General features: G+C 56.1%; 16 protein-coding genes. 7 read left to right on the forward strand and 9 right to left on the reverse strand.

Annotated elements, in window-relative coordinates:
* Nucleotides 1-8 precede the first annotated feature (8 nt).
* The 4 genes from trpC (at nt 9) to lexA (ending at nt 3,290) form a co-directional block, all read left to right on the forward strand.
* A complete protein-coding gene (gene trpC / locus ACEWZM_RS00620) occupies nt 9-821 on the forward strand; it encodes an indole-3-glycerol phosphate synthase TrpC (RefSeq protein ID WP_414004598.1) in 813 nt (270 codons plus the stop codon).
* Nucleotides 821-1,291 carry a cyclic pyranopterin monophosphate synthase MoaC gene (moaC, locus tag ACEWZM_RS00625; protein ID WP_414004599.1) on the forward strand — a complete coding sequence of 157 codons (471 nt, stop codon included), beginning with the start codon at nt 821-823 and terminating at the stop codon, nt 1,289-1,291. The genes trpC and moaC overlap by 1 nt, the downstream gene beginning before the upstream one ends.
* Nucleotides 1,292-2,464: a molybdopterin molybdotransferase MoeA gene (locus ACEWZM_RS00630; protein ID WP_414004600.1), complete on the forward strand. Its 1,173-nt coding sequence runs from the start codon at nt 1,292-1,294 to the stop codon at nt 2,462-2,464.
* 139 nt (nt 2,465-2,603) lie between these two features.
* Nucleotides 2,604-3,290 carry a transcriptional repressor LexA gene (lexA, locus tag ACEWZM_RS00635; protein ID WP_414004601.1) on the forward strand — a complete coding sequence of 229 codons (687 nt, stop codon included), beginning with the start codon at nt 2,604-2,606 and terminating at the stop codon, nt 3,288-3,290.
* Nucleotides 3,291-3,590: 300 nt separating this feature from the next.
* On the opposite strand, the gene ACEWZM_RS00640 is transcribed toward lexA, so the two are convergent.
* On the reverse strand, nt 3,591-5,654 hold the full coding sequence (locus ACEWZM_RS00640; protein WP_414004602.1) for a ComEC/Rec2 family competence protein: 2,064 nt from the start codon (nt 5,652-5,654) through the stop codon (nt 3,591-3,593).
* 79 nt (nt 5,655-5,733) lie between these two features.
* Between ACEWZM_RS00640 and gltX the strand changes: the two genes are divergently transcribed.
* The 3 genes from gltX (at nt 5,734) to ACEWZM_RS00655 (ending at nt 9,813) form a co-directional block, all read left to right on the forward strand.
* Nucleotides 5,734-7,134: a glutamate--tRNA ligase gene (gltX, locus tag ACEWZM_RS00645; RefSeq protein ID WP_414004603.1), complete on the forward strand. Its 1,401-nt coding sequence runs from the start codon at nt 5,734-5,736 to the stop codon at nt 7,132-7,134.
* Nucleotides 7,135-7,260: 126 nt separating this feature from the next.
* The gene (gltA, locus tag ACEWZM_RS00650) at nt 7,261-8,556 is read left to right on the forward strand and encodes a citrate synthase (RefSeq protein WP_414004604.1); all 1,296 of its coding nucleotides are present in this window, start codon (nt 7,261-7,263) and stop codon (nt 8,554-8,556) included.
* A gap of 366 nt (nt 8,557-8,922) precedes the next feature.
* Complete coding sequence (locus ACEWZM_RS00655) at nt 8,923-9,813, forward strand: calcium-binding protein (RefSeq protein ID WP_414004605.1); 891 nt, start codon at nt 8,923-8,925, stop codon at nt 9,811-9,813.
* 160 nt (nt 9,814-9,973) lie between these two features.
* On the opposite strand, the gene ACEWZM_RS00660 is transcribed toward ACEWZM_RS00655, so the two are convergent.
* From ACEWZM_RS00660 to ACEWZM_RS00695, 8 genes are all read right to left on the reverse strand, one after another.
* On the reverse strand, nt 9,974-10,750 hold the full coding sequence (locus ACEWZM_RS00660) for an enoyl-CoA hydratase-related protein (RefSeq protein ID WP_414004606.1): 777 nt from the start codon (nt 10,748-10,750) through the stop codon (nt 9,974-9,976).
* 177 nt (nt 10,751-10,927) lie between these two features.
* Nucleotides 10,928-11,422: a cytochrome c-type biogenesis protein gene (locus ACEWZM_RS00665; RefSeq protein WP_414004607.1), complete on the reverse strand. Its 495-nt coding sequence runs from the start codon at nt 11,420-11,422 to the stop codon at nt 10,928-10,930.
* Nucleotides 11,419-13,383, reverse strand: coding sequence for a heme lyase CcmF/NrfE family subunit (locus tag ACEWZM_RS00670; protein WP_414004608.1), 1,965 nt, complete (start codon nt 13,381-13,383; stop codon nt 11,419-11,421). The genes ACEWZM_RS00665 and ACEWZM_RS00670 overlap by 4 nt, the downstream gene beginning before the upstream one ends.
* A gap of 120 nt (nt 13,384-13,503) precedes the next feature.
* A complete protein-coding gene (locus tag ACEWZM_RS00675) occupies nt 13,504-14,115 on the reverse strand; it encodes a holin family protein (RefSeq protein ID WP_414004609.1) in 612 nt (203 codons plus the stop codon).
* Nucleotides 14,106-14,717 (reverse strand): holin-associated N-acetylmuramidase, encoded by a 612-nt coding sequence (locus ACEWZM_RS00680; RefSeq protein WP_414004610.1) that lies wholly within the window; start codon nt 14,715-14,717, stop codon nt 14,106-14,108. Before ACEWZM_RS00680 ends, ACEWZM_RS00675 begins: the two co-directional genes overlap by 10 nt.
* A gap of 145 nt (nt 14,718-14,862) precedes the next feature.
* Nucleotides 14,863-15,306, reverse strand: coding sequence for a cytochrome c maturation protein CcmE (ccmE, locus tag ACEWZM_RS00685; RefSeq protein ID WP_414004611.1), 444 nt, complete (start codon nt 15,304-15,306; stop codon nt 14,863-14,865).
* A 52-nt stretch (nt 15,307-15,358) separates the two neighbouring features.
* The gene (gene argC, locus ACEWZM_RS00690) at nt 15,359-16,387 is read right to left on the reverse strand and encodes an N-acetyl-gamma-glutamyl-phosphate reductase (RefSeq protein WP_414004612.1); all 1,029 of its coding nucleotides are present in this window, start codon (nt 16,385-16,387) and stop codon (nt 15,359-15,361) included.
* Between the two features lie 129 nt (nt 16,388-16,516).
* Nucleotides 16,517-17,326: a glutamate racemase gene (locus tag ACEWZM_RS00695; RefSeq protein WP_414004613.1), complete on the reverse strand. Its 810-nt coding sequence runs from the start codon at nt 17,324-17,326 to the stop codon at nt 16,517-16,519.
* Nucleotides 17,327-17,336: the final 10 nt, after the last annotated feature.

A 17,336-nucleotide genomic window follows, 5' to 3' on the forward strand; every position in this document is an offset into this window, starting at 1 on the left:
GCGTCAAGATGACTGAAACAGTGCTGGATAAGATCAAGGCCTATAAACTGGACGAGATCGCCGCCGACAAAGCCGCAAAACCAATCGAGGCCGTCGAGGCCGAAGCCCGCGAAGCCGATCCTGTTCGTGGCTTTGCCAAGGCCGTAATGACCGCAAGTCGGCAGGGCTATGGGCTGATCGCAGAAATAAAGAAAGCCAGCCCTTCCAAAGGGTTGATCCGCGAAGATTTCGATCCTGAAATGCTTGCAATAGCTTATGAAACGGGTGGTGCAACCTGTCTGTCGGTGTTGACCGATACTCCCAGTTTCCAGGGGGCCAAACCCTTCCTGCCAACTGCGCGTGCTGCTTGCTCTCTGCCCGTTCTGCGCAAGGATTTCATGTATGATTCCTACCAGGTGGCCGAAGCCCGTGCGATGGGGGCCGATTGCATACTGATCATCCTCGCTTCGGTCTCTGATACGCAGGCGGCTGAGCTTGAGGCGGCAGCAACTGAATGGAATATGGACGTGCTATTGGAAGTTCATGACGAGGATGAGTTGAACCGTGCCTGCGCGTTGAAGTCCCCGCTCCTCGGCATCAACAACCGAAATCTTAAGACATTTGACACCACACTGGACACAACACGCACACTGTCGCGTTTGGTGCCGGCGGATCGCACCATCGTCTGCGAAAGCGGCCTCTCTACGGCGCAGGATCTCTCTGACATGGCGCGTTACGGTGCGCGTAGCTTCCTGATTGGCGAAAGCCTGATGCGCAAAGATGATGTCACCGCGGCCACCCGTGCAATCTTGGCATCCCCACTGATGCCGGGGGCGATGTAATGGCGTTGACCCATTTTGATGGCAAGGGCGATGCCCATATGGTTGATGTCTCGAATAAACCCGTGACATCCCGCGTAGCTACCGCCGAGGGCCACATTATCATGGCACGCGAAACCTTTGATATCATTTCAGAAGGTCGTGCGAAAAAAGGTGATGTACTAAGCGTGGCGCGGCTTGCAGGCATCATGGGCGCCAAGAAAACACCAGACCTGATCCCACTCTGCCACCCGCTGCCGGTGACCAAGGTATCTGTTGACCTAACGCTTGATCCGGATCTACCCGGCGTGCGCATCGACGCTACTGTGAAAACAACCGGACAGACCGGTGTCGAAATGGAAGCTCTCACCGCCGTATCAACGGCTGCGCTTACTGTCTATGATATGGCCAAGGCCGTCGATAAGGCCATGCAAATAGGCGGGATCCGCGTAACACTCAAAGACGGTGGAAAATCAGGCCGTTACGAGGCATAGATGATATCCGTATCCGAAGCACTCGATACGCTACTCTCCCTGGTTTCACCTGTAGCTATTGAAATGGTACCGCTGCGCATCGCCGCCGGTCGCGTGCTGGCAGAGCCCGTTACAGCCCAGCGGGATCAACCGCCATTTGCGGCCTCAGCCATGGATGGCTACGCGCTAAAATCCGCTGAAGTTGAGCGTGACGCCATGTTCAAGGTCATTGGTAAGAGTGCAGCTGGCCACGGTTTTCAGGGCCGCGTAGGCGCGGGCCAGGCCGTTCGTATTTTCACCGGCGCACCAGTTCCAGAAGGAGCTGATTTTGTTGTTATTCAAGAGGATACAAGCAGAACCGCATCTTTGATCACGATCTCGGATCATCCCGGTTCGGGCAATAATATTCGCCCCAAAGGCAGCGACTTCCAGATTGGCACCACGGTTGACGCCCCACGCGTTTTGTCCGCCGCCGATATTGCTTTGCTGGCAGCGATGAACATTGCCGAGGTACCGGTGCGCATAAAACCAACCGTGGCGCTTATATCGACCGGTGATGAGCTGGTCTTGCCCGGCGACACCCCCGGCCCCGATCAAATCATAGCCTCAAATACATTTGGCCTTGACGCTATGCTGACAGCTGCTGGCGCTCGTTCGCGTATCTTGCCCATTGCCCACGACACTGTGGGCAGCCTGCGCATGGCTCTCGACCTTGCCGCAGACGCAGATCTGATTGTGACCATTGGCGGGGCCTCAGTTGGTGATCACGATCTGGTTGCTCAGGTAACCGAAGACCTCGGGATGTCGCGCGCATTCTACAAAGTTGCCATGCGCCCTGGCAAACCGCTTATGGCTGGTAAGATTGGACAATCTGCGATGGTAGGTCTACCAGGAAACCCTGTCTCTGCAATGGTTTGCGGACACATCTTTCTGTTGCCAATGCTACGTGCGATGCAGGCACTCCCATCCGAGGCACAACGTCCGGCCACGGCGATGTTATCCCATGATCTACCCGAAAACGGGCCGCGCACACACTATATGCGGGCACGTTTGACTGGTACTGACCTGAGCGTTTTTGACGATCAAGACAGCGCCAGATTGACGTTATTAGCCGACGCTAACGCACTCGCCATCCGGCCCCCCAATGATCCCCCAAAAACCAAAGGCGAACACCTGTCATATATTGTGCTGTGAGCGCGTGTTCAAATTGCACTTTGCCAACAATTTTCCATCAATACCGCTGATTTTGAAAGGTTTTACGGAACGACCCGTTGACACAAAACGGGAACATGCGTAGAACAAAGAGAAACTTACACCGGTTGAAAGGGATGTCATGCTGACGAAGAAGCAATTGGATTTGCTGGATTTCATCCACATACGCCTGCAAGAGGACGGTGTACCTCCCAGCTTTGATGAGATGAAGGTGGCACTGGATCTACGATCCAAATCCGGCATTCACCGACTGATCACCGCGTTAGAAGAACGCGGATTTATTCGCCGCCTTGCACACCGCGCCCGTGCTATTGAAATCATTCGCTTGCCAGAAAGCCTTGGCGGCAAGACATCAAAGGCTGCGGAGCCTGTAGCGCGCGCACTGGAACCCGCCAACCATGTAACCGCACCAGCAATGATTGCTGCGGTAGAGCTTCCGGTGATGGGTCGTATCGCCGCCGGTGTTCCGATTGAGGCAATCAATCAAGTATCTCATCAGGTGGCAGTCCCGGCCTCTATGCTGTCTGCCCAGGGGCAGCACTTTGCACTGGAGGTTCGTGGTGATTCGATGATCGAAGCCGGGATCAATGATGGTGACATCGTTGTCGTGCGCGAGACCGCAGTGGCTGACAACGGTGATGTTGTTGTTGCGCTGGTCGAAGGTCAGGAAGCCACCCTGAAACGCATCTATCGCAATGGCACCACCATCGCGCTGGAGGCAGCGAACCCAGCTTACGAAACACGTCGCTATCCTCAGGATCAGGTCAAAGTTCAGGGCCGTCTTGTTGGGCTTATTCGTAGCTATTGATTGAATAAAGCGGGTCCGGGTCACAGCCGCGAGCATATAGCCCTAGCTGCGCATTTGCCGAATTCTCTGGTAGAAGTAGGTGCTGTTCCTGTCATATGTTATGAACCCGACAGCGGCAGCCGATGGCGTTATGTACATCGGAGCGACCGCTCTCTGTGACCGGTTTTCGCAGGCTTGGTATTTGTTGATGGCGACCTGAAACGACATTTGAAATAGTCAAACAGCCAATGCATTCAACTAGGAGTACGCCTCGGCCTGATCCCGACAAAGCCACTGTGATTATCTACGTCTATATGGTTCTCATCTGACAGGCCCATCATTGCGGCTCCAGAACCGATCGCCGACAACATCCCTTGCAGAGACCCAACGACCATCCGCCTGCATTTGCACGCTTCCGATAGCTCGCAGGATATCAAGATCGAAGACCTGACAGCCACCCTCTGGATTGATCGATTTGGCGCTTACGATCACGTCTCCGGCAGCACAATCTGTCATGGCCTCGGCAGACGCTTTACCAATAAGATGGATCAACAACTGATCGCTTTTACCGATCTGCGCGGTCACCGATTTGCCTCCCTCAGGATATGCATCATCCGTCTCGACCTTTTGCCACAGTGACGCACTGTCCGCTTGGCTTCTCAGACTGCCGTCGTTCTCGGCCCATCGCTCTGCCGCATAGCCATGCCCCTTGGCACGTGACAATGCCCGTCCCTCCGGTGTCATTACGCCAACAATACCGCCATTCGGCGCGATCAGTACCTCTGGTCGTTCATGTGCATTCCATAGCCACCCCGCCATCACGATTACCGGTAGGCCACACCACCGCAATCGCCCCCTCCAAAGCGCCAATAGTGCACCACCAAGGGTGATCAGTGGCAATATGGTAGCCGGAGGCATCGAAACAGCTCCCTGAGCACCCTCCAACGAGGCGACCCAATTTGCGACAAAGAGGATCCAGCGTATCCCGAGATCCATCAAACTCAAACCCAGCACCTCCGCACCAAATGGTACGAGACAAAGCGCCAGAACCGCGGCAGGCACCACGACCAGTCCCATAACGGGCACCGCCAGAACATTGGCCAGTAAGCCATAGTGCGACAGCATGTTGAAATGCGCTGCACCAAATGGCGCGGTGGCGACACCCGCGACCAGCGATGACAGCACGACTCCCGTGACCAGTCTTAGCCAACGCGGACCATAGGGCGAAATATTGTACCGCAGGCTGCCAAACACCACGACCAGCGCTGTCGTCGCGGCAAAGCTCATCTGGAAACCGGGGCCAAGCAGACTTTCTGGACGCAGTATCAGGATAACCATGGCCGCCAATGCGACCGCCCGCAAAGACAGCGCACGACGGTCTACCAATACTGCCCCCAGCATCATCGCCACCATGATGTAGGCCCGCGTGCTGGCCACCTGCATCCCCGACAGCAAGAGGTAGCCACTAGCCGCGAGCAATGCGCCCACAGCCGCCAGTTTCTTGGCTTCACATCGCTGCGCCAACGCCGGGGCAAATGCTATGAGTAGTCGCAACCCACCAAACACTACGCTCGCTAAAAGTCCCATATGAAGACCAGATATCGCCAATAGATGTGCGAGGTTACTCGCTCTCAGGGCCGTCAGAGCTGTCTGCGGGATACCAGATCTGTCCCCAGTCGTAATCGCCGCCGCAAAACCACCAGTCGTATCAGGCATACGCACACGAATACCGGAGGACAGCATCTGGCGTAACTGCTCGACAGGGAGTTCAGTTGCATTTGGCCGAATAGTCAGCACTGGCACTCGGGTATAGCCAACAGCGCCCAACCTCTGGAACCAAGCATGGCGACGGAAATCAAATCCATACGGCTCAACCGGCCCTTGCGGCGGCATCAGATGCGCGGTTGTCATCACCCGATCACCAATGTCAGGCACCGGTTCATCATCGGGCAGTGACAATCTCACATGCCTGGGGACCTGATCCGGATCAAAACGGGCTAGACGTAGCCGATCCAATGTGATGCGCAATCGATCACGGGCAGAGCGATCGACGGCAACCACGCGCCCTTCAACAGGGCCATAGTAACGAAATTGCAGTACCGGGGCGGCTACAGAATTGGCCCGCCATCCCGCCGCTGCAAACCCAAGAACAATCAACAAGATTGCCCAGCCTAGAAACACCACCCCATCCTGCCGGTCGCCGCGCCATAGCAACAGCAGGGAAACTACAGCTATACTGGTTAGCCCAAAATATTGGATAGCCTCCGGCTCAAATCGCAGTGCAAAGAACATACCGATGCCTGTCCCAAACAGCACCGGCACCCAGGGAAAGAGATCCCCGCGCTGAGATTGCAACAACCGGTCAATAACGCCCAGGGTGCGCATGCTTGCTCCTTGCCTTCTGGCTCGGTAGACAGACGACAAAACTAGCCCTTCCATGGTTTCCAAAAGGTAAATCACGCTCATGTCTAAACAGGTCGTCACCCGTTTCGCCCCCTCGCCTACAGGCTATCTGCACATTGGCGGCGCCCGTACAGCGCTTTTCAACTGGCTTTATGCCCGCGGTCGCGGCGGAAAATTCCTGCTGAGGATTGAAGACACAGACCGTGAACGTTCCAACCCGGAGGCCACCGCCGCGATTTTGCAAGGTATGGCCTGGCTTGGGCTGGATCACGACGGTGAGGTGGTCAGCCAGTTCGAAGGTGCCGAGCGCCATGCAGAAGTTGCACGTGAGCTTCTTGACGCCGGTAAGGCTTATAAATGCTTCGCCACTCAGGACGAAATCGCCGAATTCCGTGATCAGGCCAAGGCGAGCGGTAAATCAACGCTCTACCGCTCGCCGTGGCGCAACGCCGATGCAGGCAGCCACCCCGACGCGCCATATGTGATCCGCATCAAAGCACCACAGGACGGCGCAACCGTGATCCGCGACGAGGTTCAGGGCGATGTCACCATTCAGAACAGTGAGCTCGACGATATGATCCTGGTGCGTTCTGATGGCACACCGGTTTATATGCTGGCCGTTGTCGTAGACGATCACGACATGGGCGTCACCCATGTGATCCGGGGCGACGATCACCTGAACAACGCTGCGCGCCAAATGATGATCTATGAAGCAATGGGCTGGGACGTGCCTGTCTGGGCGCATATTCCGTTGATCCACGGACCAGATGGCAAAAAGCTGTCGAAACGTCATGGAGCCCTAGGCGCTCAGGAATATCAGGCGATGGGCTATCCTGCCGCCGGGATGCGCAACTACCTGGCGCGCTTGGGCTGGAGCCACGGTGACGATGAATTCTTCACCGACGGCGATGCCCGCGATTGGTTTGATCTGGATGGCATCGGCAAAAGCCCCGCCCGTTTTGACACCAAGAAACTGGAAAATCTCTGCGGCCAGCATATTGCCATCGGTGACGATGCTGCATTGCGGAAAGAACTTCAGGCCTATCTGACAGCCGCTGACAAGCCCCAGATAAGTGACGCTCAGTCAAACGATCTTGAACGTGCGATGTATTGCCTCAAAGACCGGGCTAAGACATTCCCAGAGTTGATTGAAAAAGCTCATTTTATTCTAGCTTCACGACCCATCAAGCCGGACCAGAAAGCGGAGAAAGCTCTGGCATCTGTATCCGAAGGTATACTGAGTGAATTGACGCCGCAGCTGCAAAATGCTAGCTGGACCAGAGACGATCTGGAGGCGCTTCTAAATACATTTGCAGAAGCCCAGGATACTAAGTTCGGCAAACTGGCGGGTCCATTGCGGGCGGCGCTGGCTGGTCGCGCGGTAACTCCTTCAGTTTTCGATATGATGCTTATTCTGGGCCGTGAAGAAACAATGGCCCGGCTCGCCGACGTTGCAGGCTGATCCCTTCGTTAACGGTTGGGTAAACCTGTATCGCTATGACCTCACCTGCACGATTGCCGTGCAGGTGCTGCCTGCTCGAAACAGGGGGCAACCCTGCTTTCGTGCCTGTATCAGGAAGGGACATCTATGACCGATACAAAGAAAACCGCCCAGCTCAGCCTGAATGGCGAAACTTACGAGCTTCCCATTTTTTCGCCGACAACCGGGCCCGATGTTCTGGATATCCGTAAGCTATACGGCCAGGCGGGTGTGTTTACCTACGATCCTGGCTTTACTTCGACGGCCAGCTGCGACAGCACCATCACCTATATCGACGGAGGCAAGGGTGAGCTGCTGCACCGTGGCTATCCGATTGACCAGCTTGCCTCCAAATCGCACCACCTCGAAGTCTGCTATCTGATGCTTTACGGCGAACTGCCGACTGCTGCACAGCTGGAAGATTTTGAAACCCGTGTGACCCGGCACACCATGGTGCACGAGCAGATGCACAACTTCTTCCGTGGCTTCCGCCGCGATGCACACCCAATGGCCACGCTTGTTGGTGTTGTTGGCGCAATGTCGGCGTTTTATCACGACTCCACGGACATCAACGACCCCTGGCAGCGTGAAGTGGCGGCGATCCGTCTTATCGCAAAGCTACCGACAATTGCCGCGATGGCGTATAAATACTCCATCGGCCAGCCGTTTGTATATCCGCGCAACGATCTGGATTACGCTGCCAACTTCCTTCACATGTGCTTCTCGGTCCCGGCCGAAGAATATCACGTGGACCCGATCCTGGCCCGCGCGATGGACCGGATCTTCATCCTGCATGCGGACCACGAACAGAACGCCTCCACTTCGACCGTGCGCCTGGCGTCGTCCTCCGGCGCGAACCCCTTCGCCTGCATCGCTGCTGGTATCGCCTGTCTCTGGGGCCCAGCACATGGTGGCGCAAATCAGGCGTGCCTAGAAATGCTCAAGGAAATCGGCTCGGTCGATCGTATCCCTGAGTTCATTGAACGCGCCAAAGACAAGAACGATCCGTTCCGTCTGATGGGCTTCGGCCACCGGGTTTATAAAAACACAGATCCGCGCGCCAAAGTGCTGAAGCAGTCCGCCGATGAGGTTCTGGAGCTACTGGGTGTCGAAAACAACCCACTCCTTCAGGTTGCAAAGGAACTGGAGCGCACAGCGCTGAACGATGAGTATTTCATCGAGAAGAAACTGTTCCCGAACGTGGATTTCTACTCCGGCATCATTCTGGAAGCGATGGGCTTCCCGACCTCGATGTTCACGCCGATTTTTGCACTGTCGCGTACCGTCGGTTGGATCTCACAGTGGAAAGAAATGATTGCAGACCCACAGAACAAGATCGGCCGTCCGCGTCAGCTGTACCTTGGCGAAACCGAACGCAACTATGTGGATATCGAAAGCCGCTAAACGGCCATAGATCTGCAGTTGCGTTGTAACCGCTAGACAAACTAGGCCCTGCCTTCCACTGCGAAGGCAGGGTTTTTCTTTGCGCACGACCTTTCGACCATCGTCGTTGTACACTTCGTCTGCCGCCAGCTTCAGACCATCGAGAGTCGGCAACCGAATGCACACCTTTAAATTGCAAGACTGCATCTTTCGTATAGTTGGACAATCAAAAGGTTAGGGAGTTGATGTTTCCAAATTGGAAACTTGGTTAACCTGTTTCATAGCATTCTACTCAATTACAGCGGGTTTCGATTGACGGACTTCCACCTCCTTAATAAGCATCATCTCAATTTCTAATTAAACTTTAACGGGAGACGCACCTTGCTAATGTTCATGACGATGATAGGGGTTGGCTTGCTGGCTGGCGTAATTATTAACGACACAGACGATTCCGACAGCTCCGATGCCGCATCGGGTGAAAGCGGCGACGGCAACGACAGCAACAACGGCCGGGTGATTGAAGGCGGCGAGACCAACGACCTTCTGCTGGGCACGATAGGTACCGAAACCATTCTTGGTGGCGCCGGTAACGACAATATCGATGCGCGCGGTGGTGAAGACACCGTTGAAGGCGGAGCTGGTAATGATACCCTCGATGGTGGCTCCGCAGATGACAATATCTTTGGCGGAGACGGCGAGGATATCTTGGTCGGCGGCAACGGCGATGATTTCATGCGCGGCAATGCAGATGACGACACCCTTATTGATACCCGTGGCGCGGATCATATTGTCGGCGGTCAGGGTGACGACCTAATTGTTGCGGCCGGTATTCTGGATGAAGGCGCATATGAAGACATTGTTCAGGGCCGCATTACACCGCCCTCAGTGGATGCAGTAAACGCATTACTGAATTTTGACTACACCACCGATCAGGATGGCGAAGGTGATACAATTAACGCCGGTGCAGGCGATGACGGGATCCTCTTTGGTCTTAATGACACTGTAACCGGTGGCGCTGGCAATGACAGCTTTGAGACCGGCGCATGGCTGACTGAAGATGAACAAGCCACCATCACTGACTTTACTGCCGATGATGACCGGGTCATCTACTATTATGACGACAGTGCAGACGAGCCGGAACTGGACGTGGTCACCCGTGACAACGAGGACGGCGGCACCGATGCCTTCCTTGTGGCCGACGGCGAAGAAGTGCTGCGCCTGATCAACGCTGGGGCGAGCTTTAGTATCGCTGAGCACGTCGCCTTGGTTGCTCGCTGAAACCTGGCAGGCACAGTCTATGGGATCTGGTCAATTGGTCTGGCTCGACCCAATAACCTTCTAAATACCTATAAAACAACAAAAAACCCGCCCTCTGCGCATCAGACGGGCGGGTCATTTATGTCTGGTTGGCCTTGGAGCCGGGCTATAATCCCGGTGATCAGCGGCCTTCGAATTTTGCCGGGCGTTTTTCCATGAAGGCGGTGACGCCCTCCATGAAATCACGAGTCTTGCCGCATTCACCCTGCAGATGCGCCTCTTCCGACAATTGGTCAGGCAGAGAATTGCCATATCCGTCGCGGATCGCAGTCTTAATCGCGCCAAACGCTCGGGTCGGGCCACTTGCCAGATAGGCCGCGCGGGCACGCCAATGCGCGTCAAAACCAGTGTCCGGAATGGCCTCCCAGATCATACCCCAATCGCTGGCCTGATTGGCCGTAATCTTATCCGCAAACAGCGCTGCACCCATTGCCTTGGCCATACCCATCTGGCGCGGCATGAACCACGTGCCGCCTGCATCAGGCATCAGGCCAATCCGGGCAAAGGCCTGCATGAAATACGCGCTCTCTGTGGCGATCACCACATCTGCCGCAAGCGCCAGATTGGCACCCGCCCCCGCAGCCGGACCGTTGACGGCCGCAATGGTCGGCACCGGGCAATTGTAAATTGCCTCCAGCATCGGGGTGTATTCATCTCGCAGCGTGCGCTCTAGATCCAGCTTGCCCTGGCTTGCTGCGTCAGACAGATCCTGCCCGGAACAGAACGACGCGCCGGAACCGGTTAGCACCACGGCACGTGCCTCTTTGCCGGCCCTTTGCATCGCGTGCGTTATCTCTGCCCGCGTCAGACCTGTCAGCGCGTTCATCTTAGAAGGGCGGTTCAGCGTCACAATAGCCAAGCCGTCGTCCAGCGAGAACAGAATTTCCTTGTAATCCATCAAAGGGCCTCGTGGTTAAAGGTTTTTCGCAGACTTGACTATGCAAGCCCGCAGGAAAAGGCAAACGCCGCGTAACCTTTGGTCGCAAAACCACCGAAAGAGATATCGTCTAGTGCGACATATCGGAAGGGTTGTATCATCCGCACCCGCGAGTTCATTAAATGAACAGATCCAGGATCAGTCTTTCAGGATACGGTCGAGTTGTTCGCGCTCCTGTGTGCTGAGGCTTCCGGCTGCAGGATCCTCATCGCTTGGCGTGCGGCTGCGTGCGCGGATGTAAGCACCGGCGAGTATCAGTGCCAGAACGAGCATCAAAGGTCCAGCTGCGTATAGCAACCAATTGGCACCGGTCGCACGCGGGCTAAGCAGAACATATTCACCGTAGCGCTCAACGATGAAGTCCATCGCCTCATCGTTACTGTCGCCAGCCACCAACCGCTCGCGCACCAACAGCCGCAGATCACGCGCCAGGTCCGCGTTGCTTTCATCGATGTTCTCGTTCCGGCACACCAGACACCGCAAACCTTTGGACAGCTCACGCGCCCGGCTCTCCAATGCAGCATCTTCCAGTATCTCATCCGGCTGCACCGCCATTGCAGAATTACCAGAACCGATCAATGGCATGACCAGCATTGCAGACAACAGCACCCGACCAAGGATCATACGTATCATTCCGCCGGAACTCCTGCCCGTGGGCTACGCCGTGCACCGGCGGCGACACGGAACCGCCGGTCAGTCAGGCTCAGCAGACCACCAAGCGCCATCAACAGGCAGCCGCCCCAGATCCAATTGGCCAGAGGTTTGATATAGGTTCGCACCGTCCAGCCGCCACTGGTCTGTTGGTCGCCGATCACTATGTAGAGATCGCGCAAGAACCGATAGTCGATTGCTGCCTCGGTCGTGGGCATCCGGGACACCGGATAGTCGCGTTTTTCCGGGTTCAACAACGCCACAAAACGCCCCGCTTTGGTCACTTCGATGTCGGCCATAGTGCTGAGATAATTCGGCCCTTGGACACGGCGCACGTCTTGCAACTCCAGCGTATAGGCCCCAACGTCAAACGGCTTGTTCACCTCAGCAACGCGGATATCTTCATCCTGCCAGGCCGTAAGGCCCGCGATAGCAAAGATAGTGACACCGATCCCCGCATGAGCAAACGTCTTGCCCCAATCCGCGCGTGGCAAACGCAGCAACCGCTGCATACGGCCCGTGGGTCCCCCCCGCAGCCATAGATCGGCAAATGCGCCAACGACAATCCAAACCCCAAGGAACAAACCAACGGGACCCAAGGCTGTCCGCCCGGTCTGCATCGCCCAGGCCAACACGCCAAACGCCACCGCCAGTGCAAAAACAAAGCGCAACCGCCATGCCGTACGCCCAAGCAAGCCCCGTTTCCACGGCAGCATAGCACCAACCGGCAGGATTGCACCAAGCACCACCATAAACGGCGTGAAGGCCGCGTTGAAGAACGGAGGGCCTACGCTCAACTTACGATCAAAGGCCATTTCAGCCACCACTGGCCACAGCGTTCCAAAGAAGACAACAAAGCAACTCACAGCGAGTAAGATATTATTGGCCACAAGCGCTGTTTCGCGGCTGACAAGGCCAAAGACACCTTTGGCCTGCATCGCCTGTGCCCGCAGGGCAAACAGCAACAGTGCACCACCAGTGAAAAACGCCAGTATGTAGAGGATGAACACACCACGTTCCGGATCACTGGCAAACGCGTGAACCGAGGTCAACAGGCCAGATCGCACAATAAAGGTACCAATCAGCGAGAAGCCAAAGGCCAAGATCGCCAGCAATATGGTCCAGCTTTTCAGGCTTTCGCGTTTTTCAACAACAATGGCCGAATGCAACAGCGCCACCGCAAGAAGCCAAGGCATGAAAGACGCGTTCTCAACCGGATCCCAGAACCAGAAACCGCCCCAACCCAACTCATAGTAGGCCCACCATGATCCCAGTGCGATGCCGATGGTCAGGAAGATCCACGCCGCAAGCGTCCATGGCCTCACCCAGCGCCCCCAGGCCGCATCCACGCGCCCCTCGATCAGGGCAGCAACTGCAAAGGAGAACGCCATGCTGAGACCGACATAGCCGAGGTAAAGAAACGGCGGGTGAAAGGCCAGACCGGGGTCTTGCAACAGAGGGTTCAATCCCTGTCCATCAAACGGTGGCACGGCAAGGCGCAGGAAAGGGTTGGACGTAAAGAGGATAAACGCAAAAAACGCCACCCCGATCGACGCCTGAACCGACAACACGCGGGCCTTTAAAGTGGGTGGGAGACCATTTCCAAACGCCGATGCCAAGGCGCCAAACAGACTGACGATCAGCACCCAAAGCAGCATTGAACCTTCGTGATTGCCCCAGGTGCCGGAAATTTTGTACAGCATCGGTTTGGCCGAATGACTGTTGAGAGCCACCAGACGCAGAGAAAAATCCGACGTGATAAAGGCCCAGGTCAGCGCCCCAAATGAAAAGGCTGTAAAGAAGAACTGAGCCTGCGCGGCAGGTTCTGCGACCGACATCCAGCCGGGCCATCGAAAATGGGCCCCGATCAACGGAACCACCATCTGAACGATAGCAATCATAAAAGCGAGGATAAGGGCGAAATGACCGAGTTCTGTAACCATATCCTATCTATACGGCGATCCAGCTAGGCCGCCAATCGCAATCGACGCGTCGTCACGCCGCAGTGTCCTCGGTCTGGTGTCAGCCTGCGCCCATGATCGAGTTTCAAATATCGTCGATGCTCATCCTCCTTGCTCAGACCTCCTCAACCAATCTGCGAGAGCTGGGTTTTCTGATTGGTAGTCAGCCACACCACCGCCATCCTCACTGCGGTCACCTGCGGTCGACAGATCTGGTTCAACGGGGTCTGCCGCCCGCAAAGCAGTGATCTGCGCGATATTCGCCGCGACGGCGGGGACACGGGCGAGACTTGCCGCGATCTCACGCTGAAACCCCTGGTTTTTCAACTGCTGTCGCGCCCCAAAGTAGAAAGAGACAACAACCCCCAGCAGCCACCACAGCGGCTCTGGCACCAGCGCCAACCCCTGCATACGTGCGGCAAACCACAACGGATCGACCATTGCGGACCCAAGTAATGCAAGCGTCGACAAAGCGAGAAGCGGCCGGGGCAAACGGTTCACCCCATCCATCCAGCGATCAAACCGGCTCTCGGATGTGTCCGGTGTTGGTGACCGGGCGAATTCAGCTGCAAACTGAGCCAATGCGTCAGCGTGACGGACATGATCGCGTGCCGCGCCCGCCTCGGTGTTTTCGCGGAACACTTCGAGCGTCTCGGCAACTACGTTCCGCTCTCGGCTGAATAATAAGGCAAGTACATCCGCAATCAGCCCCATGTGGCCACCCTCTGCTGAAATTCTGCGTCACTCAGGTGGTATTGAGGCGAGACAAAACTCTCGGCGCGCAAAATCCAGCCGCCCTTGCCGCCTTTGCGGGTGCGGGCGTATTTGCGGCTGGCAGGGCGGCGATCCGCGATGCCAAAGTAGTAGTTCCGGCGGGCAACGCCGTAGGCGTCACGCAAGGAAATCCGCCCGATCTTGGCTGCGGCACCGGCCGCAGCGGCGGTTTTCCGGCCGATCCGACCATCCACCGTCAAGTCATATCCCATCTGCACCAACAAGCGCTGCAGGATCCGAACCGCATTGGCCCCCGCGTTGACATACATGTCAAACACCGATGGATGCAGTACTTCCGGCAAAGCTGCGATGCGCGGCTGGTCAAAGTAATGACGAATGTAGAGATCTACGGCTTGTGTCCGACTGACGGCAGCAACATCGGCCTTGTCGATGCGATCGTCGCCGGTCAGGTCCATAGCGAGGCGTTGCAGGGTGTCCAATGTCACGCCGTATTTGGTTGCCCCACCCGGATCATCCGGGTCATCCACATAACCGCCTTCGCGGGCAACGATGTCCTGAGCGATGGCTTTGATGTCTTGCATGGGTCAGTCCCTTCAATGGAATTGGGACTTCAGCATCACAAATAAAAATGAGCGCACCCGGACCTCGGCGTGCGCTCAGATAGCAACGGGATTTGTATGGAAGTTGACTCTATCATCCTAAGCCGCCGGAAATAACCCGAGAATATCAGCCTTCAGGCGCTTGATAGACACCCTGTTCCTTAAGCGCATCCACGACTTCTTTCGGCATATAAGTCTCGTCATGTTTAGCAAGAATTTCAGAAGCTTCGAAGGTTCCGTTGATGTAGCGACCGGTCCCAACCATGCCCTGATTTTCAGAAAAGAGATCAGGCAGAACACCGGAGTAAGCGACAGGAACCGACGCACCACCATCTGTCACAACAAAACGAACAACTTCGCCCTGTCCCCGTACGATACTGCCCTCTTCAACCAACCCGCCGATACGAAACACCTCGCTTGCCTCAGGTGGTTGTTCCATCACCTGACTTGGGGAGCGAAAGAAGTTGATGCCATCGCGCATAGCATATCCGATGAGCCCAGTCGCCACCACAAGCGCCACGGTAGTCATCGCGATGATCTGGATCCGGCGTTGTTTTTTCAGTGACTTCATCGGGGCCTCATGGCTGTGGATCTGGCACTGTTGCGTACCAGATCCCAAAGTGTCAGGGGAACAGCGGGGCCATCATCAGCCCTGTGGTCTCTTCTTCACCTAACATCAGGTTGGCATTCTGCAAGGCCTGACCACTGCTACCTTTTGTCAGGTTATCGAGCGCGGCGACCACGATCGTGCGCCCCTCGATGCGGTCAGTTGTCACCCCGATATGACAGAAGTTAGAGCCCCGGACATGGCGGGTTGATGGCGCCTCTCCAATCGGCAGAAGCTCGATAAACGGCTCTTCCGCATAGGCATTTGCAAGCGTTTCATGGATCACGTCTGCATCGCCTTTGACATAGACGGTGGCCAAGATCCCGCGATTGCTTGGCACCAGATGCGGGGTAAACTGTACCTTGACCGGACGGCCTGCAACCTTGCTGAATTCCTGATCAAATTCGCCCAGATGCCGGTGAGCACCACCCACGGCATAGGCGTGATACCCTTCACTCAGCTCAGCATGCAGCAGGTTTTCCTTAAGACTGCGTCCAGCACCAGATACCGCGCATTTCAGATCCAGAATGATCTCGTCCAGATCTATCACACCTGCAGCAACCAAGGGGCGCAGGGCAAACAGACCTGTGGCGGCATTACAGCCCGTGCCGGCCACCAAACGTGCGGATTTGATCTCTTCACGGTAGAATTCGCTCAGGCCATAGACAGCCTCTTTCTGCAGCTCGACCGCGGAATGCGGATTGCCATACCATTTTTCATATTCCTCAGGATCGCGAAGCCGGAAATCAGCCGAAAGATCAACAATTTTCAAATCCTTAGGGAGGCCAGAGATCACCTCCTGGCTGGTCTTATGCGGCAAGGCACAGAAACACAGGTCGATACCAGAGAAGTCGATCTCATTGATCTTGCACAGCCGGGGGAGATCCATATGGCGCAGATGCTGGAACACTTCGGCCATGGTCATACCCGCCTTACGCTCTGCCGATAGGGCCGCAATATCGATGTTCGGATGCTGGGCAATCAACCGCACGAGTTCGGCACCGGTGTAACCAGATGCGCCAAGAATAGCTACTTTATGGGTCATCAGGGACCTCTTTGTGAATTGGGTAGAAACGAGACGCCGCGTCATTGATGCGGCAGCGATAGCTGAAAAGGCTGGGCCATGAGCCTTGCAGATCAAACATATGTCGAAAAGACTGCAAAAGTGAGCCGGTCAAGCCGCCTGAAAGATCATCTCTCGTCGCAGGAACTGCGTGGCGCGGTCACTTACGCGGGTTGGAACACCAGTGGTGAAATAGCCACCCTGGCCCTGTCCCAGCATCTGTGGATGACGGTCCAGATAATCCGCAAGACTGTCGGCGACCAGTTTGCCTTGGCTGAAAACCTGCACATCATCGCCCAGAGCCGCCTGAAAGATCTCTTCCATCAGCGGGTAATGCGTGCAGCCCAGGATCGCAGCTTGCGGTTGGGGCATCTTTCGGTTCAGCGCATCGACATGGCTTCGCACCAGCGCCTCGGCCAGAATCATGTCGCCGTCTTCAATCGCGTCAACAACACCACCGCAAGCCTGTGCTTCGACATCAACACCAATGGCGCGAAACGCTAACTCGCGCTGAAAGGCACGGCTGGCCACAGTTGCAGGCGTCGCAAAGAGCGCAACATGCTTGACGGCAACTTCGCGCGGCGGGGAATTGTCGCCCCACTGACGTTCGGTCAGAGCTTCGATCAGGGGGACAAATACGCCCAAAACCCGCTTGCCCTCGGGCAGGCCGCCCTCTTGCATGCGCCGCAGCGCTGCCGCTGACGCTGTATTGCAGGCCAAAACCACCAGATCACAGCCTTTGGACCACATGTCCTCAACCGCGGCTCTAGTCAGCTGATAGATATCTTCGGCATCTCGCACACCATAGGGCGCGTGGGCACTGTCCGCATAGTAGAGGAACTCCACATCGGGCAACCGCTTTTGCGCGGCATTCAGAACCGTCAGCCCACCAAGGCCGGAATCAAAGATACCTACAGCCATCTCTCTCTCT

Origin of the sequence: Phaeobacter cretensis (assembly GCF_047372505.1) — a bacterium.
In the GTDB taxonomy this organism is placed as follows: Bacteria; Pseudomonadota; Alphaproteobacteria; order Rhodobacterales; family Rhodobacteraceae; genus Phaeobacter; species Phaeobacter cretensis.

Bases quoted from the DNA above. Each gene is read 5' to 3' on its own strand.
- trpC (WP_414004598.1), top strand. From the start codon at position 9: ATGACTGAAACAGTGCTGGATAAGATCAAGGCCTATAAACTGGACGAG.
- moaC (WP_414004599.1), top strand. From the start codon at position 821: ATGGCGTTGACCCATTTTGATGGCAAGGGCGATGCCCATATGGTTGAT.
- ACEWZM_RS00630 (WP_414004600.1), top strand. From the start codon at position 1,292: ATGATATCCGTATCCGAAGCACTCGATACGCTACTCTCCCTGGTTTCA.
- lexA (WP_414004601.1), top strand. From the start codon at position 2,604: ATGCTGACGAAGAAGCAATTGGATTTGCTGGATTTCATCCACATACGC.
- ACEWZM_RS00640 (WP_414004602.1), bottom strand. From the start codon at position 5,654: ATGCGCACCCTGGGCGTTATTGACCGGTTGTTGCAATCTCAGCGCGGG.
- gltX (WP_414004603.1), top strand. From the start codon at position 5,734: ATGTCTAAACAGGTCGTCACCCGTTTCGCCCCCTCGCCTACAGGCTAT.
- gltA (WP_414004604.1), top strand. From the start codon at position 7,261: ATGACCGATACAAAGAAAACCGCCCAGCTCAGCCTGAATGGCGAAACT.
- ACEWZM_RS00655 (WP_414004605.1), top strand. From the start codon at position 8,923: ATGTTCATGACGATGATAGGGGTTGGCTTGCTGGCTGGCGTAATTATT.
- ACEWZM_RS00660 (WP_414004606.1), bottom strand. From the start codon at position 10,750: ATGGATTACAAGGAAATTCTGTTCTCGCTGGACGACGGCTTGGCTATT.
- ACEWZM_RS00665 (WP_414004607.1), bottom strand. From the start codon at position 11,422: ATGATACGTATGATCCTTGGTCGGGTGCTGTTGTCTGCAATGCTGGTC.
- ACEWZM_RS00670 (WP_414004608.1), bottom strand. From the start codon at position 13,383: ATGGTTACAGAACTCGGTCATTTCGCCCTTATCCTCGCTTTTATGATT.
- ACEWZM_RS00675 (WP_414004609.1), bottom strand. From the start codon at position 14,115: ATGGGGCTGATTGCGGATGTACTTGCCTTATTATTCAGCCGAGAGCGG.
- ACEWZM_RS00680 (WP_414004610.1), bottom strand. From the start codon at position 14,717: ATGCAAGACATCAAAGCCATCGCTCAGGACATCGTTGCCCGCGAAGGC.
- ccmE (WP_414004611.1), bottom strand. From the start codon at position 15,306: ATGAAGTCACTGAAAAAACAACGCCGGATCCAGATCATCGCGATGACT.
- argC (WP_414004612.1), bottom strand. From the start codon at position 16,387: ATGACCCATAAAGTAGCTATTCTTGGCGCATCTGGTTACACCGGTGCC.
- ACEWZM_RS00695 (WP_414004613.1), bottom strand. From the start codon at position 17,326: ATGGCTGTAGGTATCTTTGATTCCGGCCTTGGTGGGCTGACGGTTCTG.